Genomic DNA, 17,697 nt, shown 5'->3' with positions numbered 1-17,697 from the left:
AGAAAACGGAAAATAAAGCACGTTAAGCCCATTGCAGACTCTAGATATTGACGAGTACGTCGGGTTTTCTCTTGTTTGAGTTGCCTCTTGTGGTAAGATAATAATCAATTACTATCTTACAAGGAGTGCTCGTGGACACCCATCCAAAGCATCTGCCGGCCGATGAACGTCGTGCCGTAACTGTCGAGTCCGTCGTGGCGCTTGCCGGTTCACAAAACCCAAGCGAGATAACCACTGCAGCTATCGCTAAACACATGAACTTGACCCAGGGTGCGCTGTTTCGGCACTTCCCGAACAAGGAAGCCATTTGGCAGGCGGTCATGGAGTGGGTAGCAGAGCGCCTATTAGCCAGAATCGATCGATCCGCACAAGGAATCGAGTCGCCCTTGGCAGCCATGGAGGCGATGTTCATGAGTCATATCGAATTCGTAGCTGAGCACCCAGGCGTGCCAAGAATGATGTTTGGTGAGCTTCAGCGTGCCGAATCGACACCGGCCAAGCGCATGGTGCAAACCTTGATTCAGCGCTACGGCGAACGTTTGCATCGTCTCATCGAGAAAGGCAAGGCCAGCGGCGAGTTGTCTCCCTCGCTTGACAACGAGGCGGCGGCAACGCTGTTCATTGGCACGATCCAGGGCTTGGTCATGCAATCGCTGTTGGCGGGTGATGTGGGACGTATGCACCGCGATGCGCCGCGCATCTTTGCAATTTATCGGCGTGGCATAAGGAGTGCGCAATGAAAAAGTTACCCTTGCAAGGCCGCACCCTGGCGCTGCTTGCCGTCATCATTCCTTTGCTGGTGCTTTTTATTTATGTCGGTCTGCGATCAGGGCCGCTCGCCCCGGTCGCTGTGACGGTGGCAAGCGTGGAATCACGGGCTATCACACCGGCGCTGTTCGGCATCGGCACGGTGGAGGCGCGCTACACCTACAAGATCGGGCCGACGTTTGCCGGGCGCGTCAAACGCCTGGAGGTGCATGTAGGCGACCAGGTCAAGGCCGGACAGGTGCTCGGCGAGATGGAGCCGGTCGACCTTGATGATCGGGTGCGCTCACAGGAGTCTGTATTCAAGCGGGCGGAAGCGGCTTTGCGCGAGGCAGAAGCCCGGCAAGCCTACGCGCAAACCCAGGCGCGCCGCTATGAGCAATTGTTTGCGGTGCGCTCGACCAGCGAGGAAATCGTCACCACCAAGCGGCAGGAACTGCAGATCGCCGATGCCGCCCTATCCGCCGCTCGGGAAGATATTGCCCGGGCACGCTCCGACCGCGAAGGACTCGTCGCGCAGCGGAGCAATCTGCGCCTGATCGCGCCGGTCGACGGTGTAGTCGCCGTGCGCGATGCCGATCCCGGCACGACCATCGTCGCGGGCCAGGCCGTGGTGGAAGTGATCGACCCCAAGAGTTTGTGGATCAATGTGCGCTTCGACCAGATCAGCGCATCGGGGCTGGCTGGGGGGCTGCCGGCTCATATCGTCCTGCGTTCGCGTGGTGGCCAGACCTTGAAAGGTCGCGTGCTGCGGGTGGAACCCAAGGCCGACGCGGTAACCGAGGAAACGCTTGCCAAGGTGACATTCGATAACAAACCAGAACCTTTGCCACCGGTGGGTGAACTGGCCGAAGTCACGGTTGACTTGCCGGCGCTCCCGGCCGCTCCACTGATCCCCAACGCTGCCGTCCAGCGTGAGGGCGACAAAGTTGGTGTCTGGCAAATCGTGGATGGTGATCTGCATTTCTCCCCGGTCAAGCTCGGTGCTTCCGACCTCAATGGTTACGTGCAGGTGCGCGAAGGGCTCAAGAATGAGGACCAGATTGTGACCTATAGCGAAAAGGCACTGACGGCGCGCAGCCGCATCCATGTGGTCGACCATATCCCAGGAGTGTCACGATGATCAGCCTTGCCGGCCGCGACATTCTCCATGCCTGGGGAAAGTTCGTCTTCACTGGCATCGGGCTGGGTCTGCTGATCGGCGTCACCCTGGTCATGGCCGGGGTGTACCGGGGCATGGTGGACGACGGCAAGGCGCTGCTCGACAACAGTGGCGCCGACCTTTGGGTGGTGCAAAAGGATACTCTGGGTCCTTATGCGGAGTCGTCCAGCCTCAACGATGACGTGTATCGCGCCATCCTCGCCATGCCGGGAGTCGCCCAGGCAGCGAACGTGACCTACCTGACCATGCAGGTACGCAAGGGCGAGAGTGATGTACGCACCATGGTGGTCGGCATCGCGCCCGGCGCGTTGGGGGCTACACCCGGATGGCCTCCTTATCTCGTCGCTGGACGCCAGATCACGCGCGGTCACTACGAGGCGGTGGCCGACATCGCCACCGGCTTCAAACTGGGAGATCGTCTTGCCATTCGCCGAAATCATTACACCGTCGTGGGGCTGACACGGCGCATGGTGTCGTCCAGCGGCGACCCGATGGTATTCATTCCGCTCAAGGATGCCCAAGAGGCTCAGTTCCTCAAGGACAACGACGCCCTTTGGCAAAGCCGGCGTCGCACCGAAGCCAACCCGGCTTTCAATCGACCCGGTGTTCCAGGTTTGCTGGATGCCGTGATTGCTTCACAGAGCACCAACGCGTTCGTCAATGCAGTACTGGTCACACTGAAACCTGGCCATACGCCGGACGAGGTTGCCGAATCCATCCGGCGCTGGAAGCGTTTGACGGTCTACACCCGGGCACAGATGGAAGACATCCTCGTCGGCAAGTTGATCGCCACCTCGGCCAAGCAGATCGGCATGTTCTTAGTGATTCTGGCCATCGTTAGCGCGGCCATCGTTGCCTTCATCATCTATTCGCTGACGATGGACAAAATCCGCGAGATCGCGGTGTTGAAGCTCATCGGCACACGCAACCGAACTATCGCCGCGATGATCATGCAGCAGGCGATCGCCCTGGGCGTGATTGGTTTCGTGGTCGGCAAGATCACAGCCACTTTCGCAGCGCCGCTGTTTCCCAAGTACGTACTGCTGATGCCGTTCGACTCCATCGCCGGTTTTTTCGCCGTGCTCGTGATCTGCGTTCTAGCCAGCATCGTCGCCATTCGCATGGCACTCAAGGTCGATCCGGCCGAAGCCATTGGAGGTTGAGATGAGTGGCAAAGGCATCCACATCGAAAGTTTGAGCAAGCGGTATGGCGATGGTGACACCGCTGTCTTTGCCTTGAAAGACGTGAATATGCATGTTGCGCCAGGTGAAGTGGTGGGGCTGATCGGCCCTTCCGGGTCCGGCAAGAGCACGCTGCTCAAATGTCTGGGGGCGGTGATCGAACCGACCGCTGGTCGCATGACGCTGGGCGATGAAGTGATCTACGACGATGGCTGGAAAGTCCGCGACTTGCGCGCCTTGCGGCGCGACAAGATCGGTTTCGTTTTCCAAGCACCATACCTGATTCCGTTTCTCGATGTCACCGACAACGTGGCGCTGTTGCCGATGCTTGCAGGCGTCGCGAATGGAGAGTCGCGCGCGAAGGCACTGGAACTGCTCACCGCGCTCGATGTGCAACACCGGGCTCGCGCCATGCCCTCGCAACTCTCCGGTGGCGAGCAGCAACGGGTCGCCATTGCGCGAGGTTTGGTCAATCGCCCTCCGGTGATCCTGGCTGATGAGCCCACAGCTCCACTAGACAGTGAGCGCGCCATGGCTGTAATCCGCATCCTCAATGACATGGCTCGGAAGTTCGAGACCGCCATCATCGTCGTCACCCATGACGAAAAGATCATCCCCACTTTCAAGCGCATCTACCACATCCGCGACGGCGTGACCCATGAGGAAGCGGGCGAAGGGCGAGGATTCGAATGAGAGAACGATTGAATTACAGGAGAATTTCATGACCCACCGCAAACACAGCCACGCATTTGGAACTATCACCCTGACCGTTACGGCCTGCCTGCTTCTATGGGGTTTTCAGTTGCCAGTTTGGGCTGGTGACGCTACCCAGGTTAAGCCACTGGCGCTACGCAAGATCATGCAGGAACTCGGGCGCAACATGCAGGCTATTACCGGTGCGATTTCGCAGGAGGAATGGGTTCAGGTCGTTCAGCTCGCCCCAAAAGTTGCTGCACACCCCGAGCCACCGCTTACTGAAAAAATGCGCATCCTTGCTTACCTCGGCGCTGATGCGACCAAGTTCAGAAACTTTGACGCGCAGACTCACGAGGCGGCGCTGGCCATGAAGCTGGCTGCTGCGAGCAGCGACGGCAAGGCGGTGATCCAATCATTCGCCCACGTGCAGGAAAGCTGCTTGGGCTGCCACCAAGCTTTCCGTAAACCTTTCGTGGAGCATTTTTATGGAGCACGCTAAAACATGCCAGCGCCCCATCAGCCTCGAAAGACGGCTTGCGGCAACTTACCTGGTAGCTGGTCTGATCACCGCCGGTCTGGCCGGCTGCGCCGCTGGCCCTGATTTTAAGCGTCCCACCGCACCCGATGTGGCTCGCTACACTGCAATACCAGTGGCTGATAGAACCGCGTCCGCTCCCACGCAGTTCGGCGAAACACAACGTCTAGTCGAAGGGCTTCCGATCGAAACGCAATGGTGGCAAAGCTTGGGTTCATCCGCACTCGACGGACTGATAAACGAAGCTTTCCATGTCAGCCCGACGCTGGCGAGCATCAGCGCCAATTTGCGACACGCGCAGGAGCTTCTTGCCGCACAGGCGGGCTCGACGCAATATCCACAGGTAGATGTCGCACTGGGATCTCAGCGCCAGCAAATGAGTCCCAGTAGCCAAGGGTTGAGCGGAGACGCACGTCAATTCAGCCTCTACAACGCCAGCGTTGGCGTGCATTACAACCTCGATCTGGCTGGCGGCAACCGGCGCGCACTCGAAGCCTTGGCTGCTCGCGCCGACTACCGTCGCTTCGAACTGAATGCTGCGCGCCTGGCCCTTGCCGGCAACATGGCAACCGCTGCCATTACCCGAGCACGCCTCGCCGCGCAACTAGAAGCCACTACTGCCATTTTGCGCGTGCAGGATGAGCAACTGCGCCTAGCCCATGAACGCGTGCGTATCGGTCAGGCCTCACCTGATGAAGCGTTGAGCCTACAAGCTCAGGCGGAGCAAACGCGGGCAGAACTGCCTGCGCTGCGTAAACAACTGCAACAAACCGAACATCTACTGGCGGTGCTAGCCGGTCGTGCCCCAGGCACGGGTGGCATCCCGGCCTTCACTCTGGCCGATTTCACTCTACCCGTCGAGATGCCGCTCGTCGTGCCCTCAGAACTGGTGCGCCGCCGACCGGATATCCAGGCGTCAGAGGCGCTGTTGCATGCGGCCAATGCAGACTATGGTGTGGCTGTCGCCAAGCTCTACCCACAGATCAACCTGAGCGCCAACCTTGGTTCTCAGGCGCTGACCACCGGTGCCCTGTTCGGTGGTGGCTCGGCAGTGTGGGGCCTGGTTGCGCAGCTCACCCAGCCTCTTTTTAATCCAGGGCTACCCGCTGAAAAAAGAGCGGCGCTCGCCGCTTTTGATGCCGCCGTAGCCAATTACCAGAGCGTCGTATTGGAGTCTTTGCGTAACGTCGCCGACACCCTGCGCGCGGTGGAAAGCGATGCACAAACTTTGACTGCCCTCGCTGCCGCTGATATGGCTGCACAGGCCTCCTTGCAGTCGGTCGAGCGGCAATACCGGCTGGGCGCGGCCAGCTACCTGCAACTGCTCATCGCGCAGCAACAGGCACAGTCAATCCGGATCAATATGGTTGCGGTCCAGGCACAACGCCTAGTCGATAGTGTTGCTTTATATCAGGCCCTGGGAGGTGGTGTCAGTTAGGGGAGAATAGGGAAAACGGAAAAAATCGGGCGCTAAGCCCTGTTACCGATTCTTGAAGTCCGCAGCGGCCGATATTTTTCTCATCAACCTTCTTGCTCTTCCTTCAAATGTAATATCCGGTCCCGTAGATGTGCTCCCAGGCCAACGAGGACACGAAACTGCAGCATACTGGCGTCGGGGAGCTGCCAGGACCGCGCGCAACCTGTGTCGCCCGCTCCAGAAACACGGTTGTGTCGCAATAAGGTAGAACGGACAAAAAATGTGGCGAGAGTCCGGAAAATTAAAAAGCTAAACTATAAAACTGTTCAGCTTTGGACAAAGGCTGACCTTTGGAGGAAAAGGAGAAAAAAACAACTAGTTATCCACAACCTAAACCAGTAATATGAACATCTAGGGTGGGTCAATATTCAATGCAAAAGGTGGGTCAGTTTTAAATGCAAATCAACATAATCGCTTGACGCAGCACTGGAACATGGACGCAAAAACGCTCTCAGACATGCTCGCTCGCTTTGAATTCACGCCCTGCGGGGCATCTGAGGAACAAAGCTACGGCTGGACATACCCACGCCCAGACGGCGACTTTGTGTATTCCAGCAACGGGCAATGGCTGCTGAATTTCCGCACCGAGAAAAAGCTGCTGCCAGCGAGTGTCGTCAACGAAGTAGCCAAGCAACGTGCCGCCGCAATCGCCGAGGAACAAGGATTTGCTCCAGGACGCAAGGCGATGAAAGACATCAAAGAGCGCACCCGCGACGAGTTACTGCCGCGAGCCTTCACCACAATCACCGACGTAAAGGTGTGGATCGACCCGATCAACGGCTGGCTCGTCGTCGACACAGCAAGCCCAACGAAGGCAGACGAAATCATGAAGGTTATGCTCAAGGCAATCGACCGCCTGCCAATCAGCGGGTTCTCAGTCAAAACCGCGCCGTCGAGTGCAATGACCAGCTGGCTGACAGAAAATGAAGCGCCGGCAGGCTTCACGATTGACCAGGAAGCGGAGCTATCATCGGTTACCGAGGACAAAGCGACCGTCCGGTACGTTCGCCACACGCTTGATGAAGCCGAAGTCGCACGGCACATCGGTGCAGGCAAGCAATGCAAAAAGCTGGCCCTGACATGGAACGACCGCATCAGTTTTGTGCTCGATGCCACCCTGAGCATCCGGAAAGTGAAGGCACTCGACATTATCGAAGAACAGAAAGACAAAGGAGCCAATGAAGGTGATCGCTTTGACGCCGACTTTGCATTAATGACCGGCGAGCTCAACCAGATGCTGGAAGCGGTCACGTTCGCACTTGGTGGAGAGAATAATCAGCAAACCGATCTAGTGCAGGAAACAGAAGCCGTCAGAAATTCAGCGAACGACGATGAACTGCTCGCGCAGGCAACCCAGATCGTCATCAGCAACGACCGCGCCAGCATTTCACTTGTTCAACGGCATCTGCGTATCGGGTACAACCGCGCCGCGCACCTCATGGAAAAGATGGAGATGCAAGGCATCATCAGCCCGATGGCGGCCAACGGCAGCCGGACAGTTTTAGCGGGAGCAGCAGCATGACGTCGATTATTAGCAAAGACAATGTGATCGGCAGATATCGCAATCTGATGAGTCTGCTGAAGGCTGGCCAAGAGCACCTCGCCACTTACGCAATTCAGCGCATAGCGAAAGAAACCGGACTGACAGAGCAGCAAATAACACAAATTATCCAGGAGAATGAAGAATGACTGACGAACACACAAAGCCAGGCACCAACCACCTGCTGAACACTTTAATCAAAACGATGAGGCTGAAGAACGATGCCGCGCTGGCACGGGCTCTCATTGTTGCGCCGCCCGTCATTAGCAAATTAAGAAGCCACAAGCTCGATATCGGCCCCACGATACTGATCGCAATGCACGAAGCATCTGGTCTGGCAATTTCAGAACTCAAGCAGCTGTGCGGGATTGTTAAACGTGAAGATTCAAAGTTTAGTCATTAACGGCCTCGCAACTGCCCTATCCTTTACGGCTGGGGCAGTTTGGAGCAACCAAAGCCCGACCCCCACACCGAAGCCGGAAATCGTCATCGTCCAGCAGCCAGCGACCGACAACCAATGCCTGCAGCACCTTTTTGTTGAGAGTGATATGGAGAAAATACGACGCCGCATGTGCTCAAGGGGTAAAAAATAATCAAAATACGGAAAAGCAACGGCGGCACGTTTTTTATTCGCGTTGCCTATTTTTCGTGAAAATTGGTTGCAAATGTTCCGCCGCCCATTTAACATTCGTCGAAATGCTCGATATTACGGGAGAAATCTGCATGGAAGCGAAAGCGGGAATACGGCAGCACCAAGGCATCAAACTGAAGCTGGCGAAAGAGTTTGTCGGCTTCACTGACACAGATAAAAAGTTCCGGGAACTGGCAAAAGAAGCCGGAGTCGGAACGAAAGACGCCACTGACGCCAACCGGCACAAGCTGTACCTGCCTTATGAAATCCGCAAAATCCGGCAGACAGTCATGAACATCGCGCCCACTTCAGCGCGAGACATGCCCCCGCTTATCCCATTTCGCATGTCAAAAGGCGGAGTAGGAAAGACAACGATATCGACCAACGTCGGGACATGCTTTGCACAATTCGGACACCGAACGCTGCTGATCGAAGGCGACCCGCAAGGCTCAATGAGTAAGCAGCTTGGGTTCGACATTAACCAGCCGCTGACGCACATAGGCAACCTCATGGAAAGGCTGGCCAAGGGGCAGCCAACCCGCATACGCGAGGCCGTTGTGCCGATCTACGACCAAGGCATGCTCGACCTGATACCTGCCGACATTACCCTGAGCAACGTCGAATCGTGGATGATCGGAGCGATGAACCGAGAGCACCTATTCGCCCGGCTGATGGAGAAGGAAAGCGACTTCTTTAAGCAGTACGACGTTGTCATTATAGATTCAGCACCGAACACGTCGATTTTGACCACGTCCTTCTTAGTTGCCAGCAAGCTGGTGACGGCGGTCGTCATGCCGGAAGCACAATCTGTGCTGGCGATTGAAGGGCTGGAATCCAACATCGAAGAAATTAACCGATCATACCCAGACCGCAAGCACCCGCTCGGCCTTCACATTATTGCGAACCGATACAGGCAGTCGTACCAGAGCCACGTCGAAGCAATCGAAAAGCTCGGTACCGATTACGGCAAGTACATGAACGACACGATAGTGCGAGATTTTGTAGGATTCCTGCGGGAAACCGACCTCGATGACATAACAAAGTCCGCGCCTGTTTTGGAGAAAGAGCCGAACAGCGTAGGAGCGAGAGACATCATCGATGTGACGAAATCACTCGCCAAACTTTACAACGTCAAACTGACCGCACCATGATGATGAAAGCGCAAACATGAACAACAAGACCGGCGCACAGAAGAAACAAATCAAGTTTTCAGGCTTAGTAAGCACCGGAGCGATTCCGGCACTGGATACTGCCAGCGACAAGAACTTCATCGCCACCGTTTCAGCGGAAGATAACCCGCTGCCGCTAGTAACAGAAGCCCACCACGCAGCCACCCCAGAGCCAGCACAAAGCACCCGACGGAGAATCCGCCTCGACCAGATCGATGACAGTCCGTACCAGCCGAGGATGGTGTACAGCGCAGAAGAAATCGACAACCTAGCGCACTCATTCGCGGCCGCTGGCCAAGAGGAAGTCATTACCGTGCGCGAAAAACCGTCCGGTCGCTTCGAGTTAATCAAAGGCCACCGCAGAACACGCGCAGCGCGGAGTATAGGCTGGACAGAGATTGATGCCGACGTAGTCATCAAAGACGACAGGGCCGCAAAGCTCTCGGCCATGGTGTCGAATGAAGGCAGCGTCACCCTGACCGACTATGAACGAGCGAAAATGTACCAAGAAACGCTCGCAGACCGGTATGCCAGCACACAGCAAGAAGTCGCCAATATTTTCAGCACCAGCCAAGCGCTGGTGTCGATGCGAATGAACATGCTGAAGCTGCCCCAGAACATCTTAGACATGCTCAACCATAACCCTGAGTTATTTAATGCAAGCTGCGGCCAAACAATCGCCGCGCTGCTGAAAGCGTACCCAGAGGAAGGAGCACTGATTGAATCCGCCGTAATGAGATTGCAGGACGGAGCAAGCCAGAATTCAATCAAGCCATGGGTTGAGCAAATGCTCAAGGCAAAGAGCAAGGCCATCGCAAAAAATGATCAGGCAGTCATTACCGACCGCAGCGGCCGTCCAATATTCACGACAAAGACGACCGGCAAAGAGATTGCGATCAGGATAAAGGCGACCGAAATCAGTGCAGAGGAAATCGAAGAATTGATACTCAAGGCATTAAGAAGCCGAGCAGAAGAAAATATAAAAGTTTTATAAAGCGAGCGAACCAGGTAAATATAAAAGTTTTATAAACCGCCCGAAGACAACATTTATAAAAGTTTTATAAATGCACCGCCGAGAGGGAATATAAAAGTTTTATAAACCGATCGGTCTGAGCAGAATATAAAAGTTTTATAAATTGGAGAGCGAGATGAAACAGTAGGATTCAGCACCAGAAAAGTAAAAAGCCACAATTGGCGTTGTGGCTTTTTGGATCTTTTCACTAAACACATACACCAGACACGCTCTGGGGAGAAAAGAAGTCAGAAACCTCAATATATCTCCCCTTAGTGTTGCCGTCAATGAGATTTTTGCGAAAAACGCAGAAAGGCAGCACCATGCACGTACAAGCACTATCCAAAGGGGAAGCGATCAGCATCTCAGCACCAAAGTCACGCAACCTGCCAGTCAGGATACTGAGAGCATTCGATAACGCAAAGCACATCATCGGCCTGTCACGGGGAGTGAAAGACACACTCGCGGAGATTTGCAGGTACGTTAAGCAGAGCGACCCACTCGCGCCAATTTTCCCGCACAAAGCACACATCGCCAGCCGAATAGGCATCGACGAGCGCACGGTCTATCGCCACATGAGCGCCATCAAGGAACACGGGCTGATCGAAGTCATGAGCCAGGAACGAAAAAGCCGGAACGGACGATTTGCGGTTGCGCGCATTCGCCTGACCAAAAAAGCGGCAGAATTGCTGGGTTTGATCGAGGCAGAAAACAACGATATCCACAGGGAGCCGGATGATAATTTGTCAGACGGCCATACGTTAACTGAACCAACTATCCCAAAGAAACAACCAGCGACGCGAGGAAGCATACTGCCCGATGATTTGAAATGGCTGACAGGAAACGGACTGAGCCTCGCTGGAGTTTTTAAGTTAATGAAGATTGCAACCCAGAAAGGCAAGCGCCTCAGCGACATCGCAACAGCCTGCCGAGAATATCTGGCCAAGCTCAAAGGCGAACACCTTTTCTGCACGTTGCGGAAGCTGGCCAACAGCACAGTCGATTACTCGCACATCGCAGCAGAAGCCCTACGGCGCGAGAAAGGCAGGGAAGCAGAGCAGCTTGCCAAAGCGAAAGCTAAAGCCTTCCGTGAACGGTTTAAAGGCGTTTCCCTGACGAACAGAAGCGGAACCCTGCTCTACCAGATCGACAGCGCCTGCCGATTTGCCCAAGTGACCGGAGCCAAGACCGGCACGGTACCGCTCAACGATTTAACCGATTGGATAGCGGGAATTGAAACAGGCAGACTGGTTCTGGCAACAGCGGAACGCGAGGCTGCGATTTTGACGGGAGCCTAAAAATTGACATCACCGACCGGAGCCACGCCCCATGCGGAAAGAGCAAAAGTTACCCACAATTTCGGTGGATAACTTACCGCGCCTTTTTCTGAGCCGCGACTGTTTCAGCATGACGGTCGTCATCAGTTTTGTGGATATACAGCGATGTGGTGGTAATCGATGAATGCCGCGCATTTTTCTGTACCGTCTTGAGCGACGCACCCGCGTCCAGCTGATGAGTGATTGCAGAGTGGCGCAGCCAATGCGTAGAAGCGCTGGCTAAGGCAATACTGAGGCGGTCATCGCCGGCGAGCTCGGCAAGGCGCGCAGCATCGGTCATAACAGCTTTCACCTCTCGATGAATTGAGCAATCAGCGACAGGGCGAACCGCGCCAGTCACTGGCAAAATCAGCGGAGTCGTGTCGCCAGGCTTAGGCAGTGGAGGAAGTCCAAACGCAGAGCGGTACCGCTTGAATTCACTAAGCAGATCCAGCGAGACAGGGATACTCCCCTCGATGCCACCCTTGCCCATGACGTGCAGCCACCACATACCCTTATGGTCAGGGCGGAAGCTATCCATCGTTGCGCTGCTGATTTCGTGCAGGCGAGCACCGGTACCGTAATAGACATGGATGAGGAAGCGAGAACGGGCGACCTTGAGAATGTCACGCCAGCTTTCTTGCGGCCGACCATCGCAAGCGTCCAGCAATAGGCCTATTCCTTCCGCCGGCAGGTACCGCTCGACACTGCTCCGGCGAGGCGCACTTATCCGGCCGAGCAGCACCGCAGGATTCACCTCAAGGTACCTCGCCAGCGCGCACCACGAAAACAGGCTCTTGATTGTTTCCAGCGTTTTCTTGTGCGACGCATCTGACAGTGGCCCAGAGAACGGCCGCCATCTTGGATCATGCCGCGGCCACTTCGCGGTAGAAATCCAGAGATCGGCCGGCTGCGGATTCATTACAAATTCAGAGTACGCAATCAGGTCTTCAAAGCGAACATCACGCAGACCAAGGCCGCGCGATTCTATCCAAAGCAAAAAGCGGCCGGCATCTTTGCGCAGGTTTTTTACCGTCGCATTTGATAAGCCAGGACGAGACAGCCAGGCATCGATAATCTCGCGGTCATTGCGCGCCAAGATTAAAGGGGGGGGAAGGGGAGGATGGGACGATTGCGCCAAGGCAGGCGAAGTGCTGTCTGAACGCAAAGCAGGCAAGGTATCCATGGAGAGGCTCCAAGTCAGGGTAAGGGGTTCCTGAAGTATAGAACAAGTCCCTGTTTAGACACCAGAGCAAACATACGAGATTCATGACGGAATCTCGTATTTTGAGCAGGAAGGCGGTTATTTCGGTCGCCGTTCTTCCGTCCGGTTGATCGCGTCCACCGAGATGCGCCAGTCGTGCAGCGTTTTAATTTCAGCAACTGCCCACAGCAACGCGGCAACAATAAACGATTGAAAAATAGCCGCGCAGATCGATGCGACAAACCATGCTCCCTTACCACGATTCACCCAGCCGTCCAGATCGGCGCGAACATTTCCCAGATCCCGCGACATTGACTGGTGTTTCTCATTCAAGGGCCGAATCGCCTCTGCAATTTGCGAGCCAGTCTCTGCCTTAAGCTCGTCTAAGCGTTCGTGAACTTTATCCACTTGCTGTACTAAGCGCGCGAGCGCCTCCGTATTTCGGTCTTCAGATTCGACCATGCGCCGGTCGGGTTGTGTCGCAATAAGGTAGAACGGACAAAAAATGTGGCGAGAGTCCGGAAAATTAAAAAGCTAAACTATAAAACTGTTCAGCTTTGGACAAAGGCTGACCTTTGGAGCCCAAGGACGTGGCCAAAAACCTCGGCGTGTCCATTCCGATCTTATAACGCTGGATACCAGCCTCCGCGCATGCTTAGCGTACGATTTTTTCCGTTTTCTGAGACGACCCCTTCACGGTCAACGGCTCGGTACAAATATTTCCATTGACCCTTCACCTTGATATACGTCTCATCCATGCGCCAACTCCGACCTACGGAGCGCTTACGTGAACGAAATATCTTGGCCAGCACAGGCAACATCTTCACAGCCCAGCGATGTACCGTGGCGTGATCAACGACAACGCCGCGTTCTTGCATTATTTCTTCAATGTGACGAAAACTCAACGGGTATGCCACGTACCATCGCACACAAAGCATCATGACTTCCAACGGATAATGCAGTCGTTTAAGAACCTTGCAGAGGGTACTTTTGATGAGGCTTTTGCGAAAATCGTCCATACCAAACTTTACCAGATCCGCTTATTGCGACACAACCGTTTGCTTCCCTCTTTGCGTAGGCGCTCCATGGAAAACGGTGGACGCGCGCAATAGCGCAGCAGCCGCTCCAGCGCAGCGCGGTCGTGGGCTTCGATGCAGACACCGGCGTCCACCGAGAAGCCGCTGTGTTTGTAGCCCAGCATGTCTTTGGCGTCACAGTTCTCCAGCAGGCCCCGAGCAACGAAGGCGCGCAGGATGCGTTTTTGCAGTGTGGTCTGCACTGGGGCCACGGTAGCCGCATCGATGCCGGTGGCCGCGTGAAAGATGACACCCGGCGATGAGATTCGAGGGGTCGCATCAGCATCGCCCTCGCCCTCCACTTCCTCAAACACCCCGTCCACCACACAAACGTGGAAGTGGACGTGTTCATTGAGGCTGGAGCCGAATCGGTGAATGAAGGCGATGGCACCGATGTGCAGGCCTGCCTTGTCCATATGGGCCGCACCGGGGCTGTGGGTCTGCAGAGTTTGTGCGATCACCCGCAGAAAGATGCGCAGCACCATGCTCAGCACCGCTCCGTCGCGTTGCATGAAGTACCGCAACCTCTTGGGCACGGAGAGCACCCACTGGCGCACCGGCAGGCGGGGGAAAACGTGGTCGCTCAGGTGTGCCGCCGTCTCCACCATCCGCCGCGTGGTGCACGAGGGGCAGACTCCCCGGCCTTTGCAGGAGAAGGCTACAAAGTAGTCGTGCCCACAGTCGCCGCAGCGAGCGCGGGCAAAGCCATGGGCAAAGATGCCGCACTCAAGATACTTGGCAAACGCTTTGCGCACGAAGGGCTTGGGGGTGTGGTGGTCGCCCTGGCCGTCGAACTGACCCGCGCTGGCCAACTCTAGCCAGGTCTCGTAGTGCTCGGCTACCATTTGGTAGAGGGGGTCTCCTCGTTTTCAGTGCAATAAGTGACGGTACGCAAAGCTAGCACTGGCGCGGGGGTGGTCTGGGTAGACCGTTGATTTCATTGACTTTCCTGTTCGCTTTGTAAACGGGTATGGTGGCCTCCCACTTTTGAGGTTCACGATGCAGGGTTGGCACACAACGTTTTTGGGGATGCGTGGGCTCCCCCGCGATATCAGCGACTTCGAGATGAAGGCATTTTTCACCTTCGATGGTGCCGAGCGCGACGCAATCAATGCACGCCGAGGTGATTCCCACAAGCTTGGTCTGGCGCTCCATATTGGTTTCCTGCGCATGAGTGGGCGTTTGCTCGGTGCCTTTCGGGTAATTCCAGTAGCCTTGTGGCGCCACCTTGGCAACGAGCTTGGCATTGCAGCACCAGAAGTCGCCTCGCTGAGAGCCATGTATGAACGCGGGCGCACGCTATTCGATCACCAACAAGTAGCCTGCACGGTCCTTGGATTCCAGTGGATGAGCGAGCACCAGCGCCGCTCACTGGTACGTGAACTGCGCGACGAAGTGGCGCGCTGCGCCGACCGCGATCAGCTACTCGTGCGGGCGCGTCAATGGCTGTACAAGAACAAGCTGGTGATCGTGCACGAGCGGGCAATTCGGACACTGATTGCGGCGGCACTTGCCCAGCTTGAAGTTGAAACAGGCACCGCCATCGCCGCCAGCGTTGATCCAGCAACACTTGATCGCTGGCGAGCCTCAGTTTCAGAGCTGCGCCCAGATGGACAAACCCAGCAGAGTTGGCTATGGGCTGCACCGGCGAAACACTCAACCCGCCAAATCAGCGAGGTACTGGAGCGCATCGACCTGCTTTACACGCTGGACGTTCATAAGCACCTGGCAGACATCCCCGATCTCATCTTGCGCCGCTACGCGCGCCGACTTGTCTCCAGGCCGCCCTCAGCCGGAGCCAAGATCAAAGAGCCAGCGCGCACCGTGGAGGTCGCATGCTTTCTTCGGTATTGCCTGTTCACCACCACAGACCAGTTGATCCTTATGGTGCAGCGCCGGATCGCCGATCTGTGGCGTCAGGCTGCCGCCGATGTCCCCGCTACCGTCAATTGGGCCGCAATGTACAAAACGCTGCTCGGCGAACTTGTTGCCTTGAGCGCGCAAGGTGCGGTGCCAGATGCTGAGTTGCGTGCCCGTCTTGAAGCCTTGATCACCGAAACCCAGAAACGCAAACCACCGAGCAGGGCCTCCCTGGTCCGCGAGGGATTGATTGATGGAATTCGCCCCGTGCGGTCGTTGCTCGTCGCCATTGCAAAGCTGCCCTGGCAGGCCACCGGCGAGCATCCTGCCATCGAGTACCTTGCCAAGCTGCAAGCTTTATATCTCAAAGGATCCAGAAAGCTGCCAGTTGAAGTGGTGGCACCAAGTCTGGGAATGATCTGGCAGGTTTCGATCTCCAGCCCAGACCGGGAACGGGCGTTTCAGGCGTTGGAGGTGGCCACCCTGTTTGCCCTGCGCCGCGCGGTGCGCAATGGCTCGGTCTGGATTGAGCACAGCCTGAGCTTTCGGGGTCGTGCGCGCTTGTTCTTCACGGACGAGCGTTGGCAGGCAGAGTCCAAGAAACACTATGCCCGTCTATCGTTACCCAGCAAGGCTGCCACTTTCTTGAAGCCTTTGCTGGCCAGAGTAACTGCCGGTGTCGATGCGGTGGCCGCTGCAGCCCGCAGTGGCGTACTGCGCGTGGATGATGAACTCCATTTGTCGCCATTGCCCGCAGAGGACGAAGACCCAGAAGTGACCAAGCTGCGCGCGGCTTTGGATCACCGCATCGGTGAGGTTCAATTGCCGGAAGTGATTCTGGCCGTTGACGCCCAGGTGCGCTTTAGCTGGATCATGCTCGGACGTGAGCCGCGCTCTACCGACGAGCTGCTGATGGTCTATGCCGGCATCATGGCCCACGGCACCAGTCTGACTGCGGTCGAATGCGCGCGCATGATTCCGCAATTGTCTGCCACCAGCATTCGCCAGGCCATGCGCTGGGCGCGGGACGAACGGCGTCTGAGCCAGGCCTGCCAGGCTGTGCTGGAATTCATGCAGCGACACCCGATTGCCGCCACCTGGGGGCGGTCCGATTTGGCATCTTCTGACATGATGAGCATGGAGACCACCAAACGGGTGTGGCAAGCCCGGCTTGATCCTCGGCGCAACACACCTTCCATTGGAATCTACTCCCATGTAAAAGACCGGTGGGGCATCTTCCATGCGCAGCCCTTTGTGCTCAATGAGCGCCAGGCGGGCGTGGCCATTGAAGGTGTCATCCGCCAAGAAAAGCTGGAGACCAGCCAGCTTGCTGTGGATACCCATGGCTACACCGACTTTGCCATGTCACATGCCCGTTTGCTTGGTTTTGATCTTTGCCCGCGGTTGAAGGAACTCAAACAGCGCCACCTCTTTGTGCCACGCGGCACCAAAGTGCCCGCAGAAATCGCTGCGGTGTGCGAAGCCAATGTCGACGTCGCTTTGATCGAAAAGCATTGGGATAGTCTGGTGCACCTGGCAGCCTCGGTCATGAGCGGACATGCCAGTGCGGTGGCAGCTCTTGCGCGGTTCGGTTCTGCCGCCCAGGGCGATCCAATCTATGAGGCTGGCGTGCAATTGGGGCGGTTGCTGCGTACGGCGTTTTTGGCTGACTACTTTGTCAAGGACGCTTTCAGGAACGAGTTGCGCCGGGTGCTCAATCGGGGCGAGGCTGTTAACGCCCTCAAGCGCGCCATTTATACCGGCCGGATCAGCCCGGCGCAGGCCAAACGTGTCGATGAAATGCAGGCTGTGGCCGATGCGTTGAGCCTGATGGCCAACATCGTGATGGCGTGGAATACCTCACAGATGCAGGCGGTCCTGGATCGCTGGTCGAACCGCCGCCAGGTCATTCCACCGGAACTGATCGGGAAGATTGCGCCCACCAGGCTGGAGAGCATCAACTTGCGGGGTGTGTTTCGCTTCCCGGTTGACCGCTATGCTGACCAAATCCTGCCTTCGCGGCCAAATGCATCGATAACTGGCACCAATGGATGAAACCGACCACGGTTTGA

At 56.3% G+C, this 17,697-nt stretch carries 15 protein-coding genes and 2 pseudogenes; 13 read left to right on the top strand and 4 right to left on the bottom strand.

The annotated features are described in order from the left end of the window. The first annotated feature begins 131 nt into the window (after positions 1 to 131). The 12 genes from ACOTSW_RS16880 (at position 132) to ACOTSW_RS16825 (ending at position 11,467) form a co-directional block, all read left to right on the top strand. On the top strand, positions 132 to 740 hold the full coding sequence (locus tag ACOTSW_RS16880; protein WP_423680224.1) for a TetR/AcrR family transcriptional regulator: 609 nt from the start codon (positions 132 to 134) through the stop codon (positions 738 to 740). Next, positions 737 to 1,888 carry an efflux RND transporter periplasmic adaptor subunit gene (locus tag ACOTSW_RS16875; protein ID WP_423680223.1) on the top strand — a complete coding sequence of 384 codons (1,152 nt, stop codon included), beginning with the start codon at positions 737 to 739 and terminating at the stop codon, positions 1,886 to 1,888. Before ACOTSW_RS16880 ends, ACOTSW_RS16875 begins: the two co-directional genes overlap by 4 nt. Next, a complete protein-coding gene (locus tag ACOTSW_RS16870; protein WP_423680222.1) occupies positions 1,885 to 3,090 on the top strand; it encodes an ABC transporter permease in 1,206 nt (401 codons plus the stop codon). Before ACOTSW_RS16875 ends, ACOTSW_RS16870 begins: the two co-directional genes overlap by 4 nt. 1 nt (position 3,091) lies before the next feature. Continuing rightward, entirely contained in the window at positions 3,092 to 3,802 is a 711-nt protein-coding gene (locus tag ACOTSW_RS16865) for an ABC transporter ATP-binding protein (protein ID WP_423680221.1), read from the top strand. 28 nt (positions 3,803 to 3,830) lie between these two features. Continuing rightward, positions 3,831 to 4,304: a cytochrome c gene (locus tag ACOTSW_RS16860; RefSeq protein WP_186886021.1), complete on the top strand. Its 474-nt coding sequence runs from the start codon at positions 3,831 to 3,833 to the stop codon at positions 4,302 to 4,304. Continuing rightward, positions 4,291 to 5,778: an efflux transporter outer membrane subunit gene (locus ACOTSW_RS16855; RefSeq protein WP_087756354.1), complete on the top strand. Its 1,488-nt coding sequence runs from the start codon at positions 4,291 to 4,293 to the stop codon at positions 5,776 to 5,778. Before ACOTSW_RS16860 ends, ACOTSW_RS16855 begins: the two co-directional genes overlap by 14 nt. 454 nt (positions 5,779 to 6,232) lie before the next feature. Further along, positions 6,233 to 7,339 carry a recombination-associated protein RdgC gene (gene rdgC / locus ACOTSW_RS16850; protein ID WP_423680220.1) on the top strand — a complete coding sequence of 369 codons (1,107 nt, stop codon included), beginning with the start codon at positions 6,233 to 6,235 and terminating at the stop codon, positions 7,337 to 7,339. Further along, positions 7,336 to 7,506 (top strand): hypothetical protein, encoded by a 171-nt coding sequence (locus ACOTSW_RS16845; RefSeq protein ID WP_423680219.1) that lies wholly within the window; start codon positions 7,336 to 7,338, stop codon positions 7,504 to 7,506. Before rdgC ends, ACOTSW_RS16845 begins: the two co-directional genes overlap by 4 nt. After that, positions 7,503 to 7,760, top strand: coding sequence for a hypothetical protein (locus tag ACOTSW_RS16840; RefSeq protein WP_423680218.1), 258 nt, complete (start codon positions 7,503 to 7,505; stop codon positions 7,758 to 7,760). Before ACOTSW_RS16845 ends, ACOTSW_RS16840 begins: the two co-directional genes overlap by 4 nt. A 320-nt stretch (positions 7,761 to 8,080) precedes the next feature. Then, positions 8,081 to 9,139, top strand: coding sequence for a ParA family protein (locus ACOTSW_RS16835; RefSeq protein ID WP_423680217.1), 1,059 nt, complete (start codon positions 8,081 to 8,083; stop codon positions 9,137 to 9,139). Between the two features lie 16 nt (positions 9,140 to 9,155). Further along, complete coding sequence (locus ACOTSW_RS16830) at positions 9,156 to 10,151, top strand: ParB/RepB/Spo0J family partition protein (RefSeq protein ID WP_423680216.1); 996 nt, start codon at positions 9,156 to 9,158, stop codon at positions 10,149 to 10,151. Positions 10,152 to 10,492: 341 nt separating this feature from the next. After that, positions 10,493 to 11,467, top strand: coding sequence for a hypothetical protein (locus ACOTSW_RS16825; RefSeq protein WP_423680215.1), 975 nt, complete (start codon positions 10,493 to 10,495; stop codon positions 11,465 to 11,467). Between the two features lie 73 nt (positions 11,468 to 11,540). Here ACOTSW_RS16825 and ACOTSW_RS16820 read toward each other — a convergent pair whose 3' ends face one another. The 4 genes and pseudogenes from ACOTSW_RS16820 to ACOTSW_RS16805 all read right to left on the bottom strand — a co-directional run. Then, a complete protein-coding gene (locus ACOTSW_RS16820; RefSeq protein ID WP_423680214.1) occupies positions 11,541 to 12,671 on the bottom strand; it encodes a tyrosine-type recombinase/integrase in 1,131 nt (376 codons plus the stop codon). A gap of 117 nt (positions 12,672 to 12,788) precedes the next feature. Next, on the bottom strand, positions 12,789 to 13,151 hold the full coding sequence (locus ACOTSW_RS16815; protein ID WP_423680213.1) for a hypothetical protein: 363 nt from the start codon (positions 13,149 to 13,151) through the stop codon (positions 12,789 to 12,791). A 227-nt stretch (positions 13,152 to 13,378) separates the two neighbouring features. Beyond that, positions 13,379 to 13,708, bottom strand: a pseudogene (locus ACOTSW_RS16810) (IS6 family transposase); the annotation flags it as partial. Positions 13,709 to 13,734: 26 nt separating this feature from the next. Then, positions 13,735 to 14,619, bottom strand: a pseudogene (locus ACOTSW_RS16805) (IS91-like element ISPps1 family transposase); the annotation flags it as partial. A 145-nt stretch (positions 14,620 to 14,764) separates the two neighbouring features. On the opposite strand from ACOTSW_RS16805, the gene ACOTSW_RS16800 reads away from it, so the two are divergent. Next, on the top strand, positions 14,765 to 17,680 hold the full coding sequence (locus ACOTSW_RS16800; RefSeq protein WP_003049965.1) for a Tn3-like element IS1071 family transposase: 2,916 nt from the start codon (positions 14,765 to 14,767) through the stop codon (positions 17,678 to 17,680). Positions 17,681 to 17,697 lie beyond the last annotated feature (17 nt).

It is taken from the genome of Undibacterium sp. WLHG33 (genome assembly GCF_049544815.1).
Lineage (GTDB): Bacteria > Pseudomonadota > Gammaproteobacteria > Burkholderiales > Burkholderiaceae_D > Undibacterium.
This window is presented reverse-complemented; position numbering and strand designations above follow the sequence as displayed.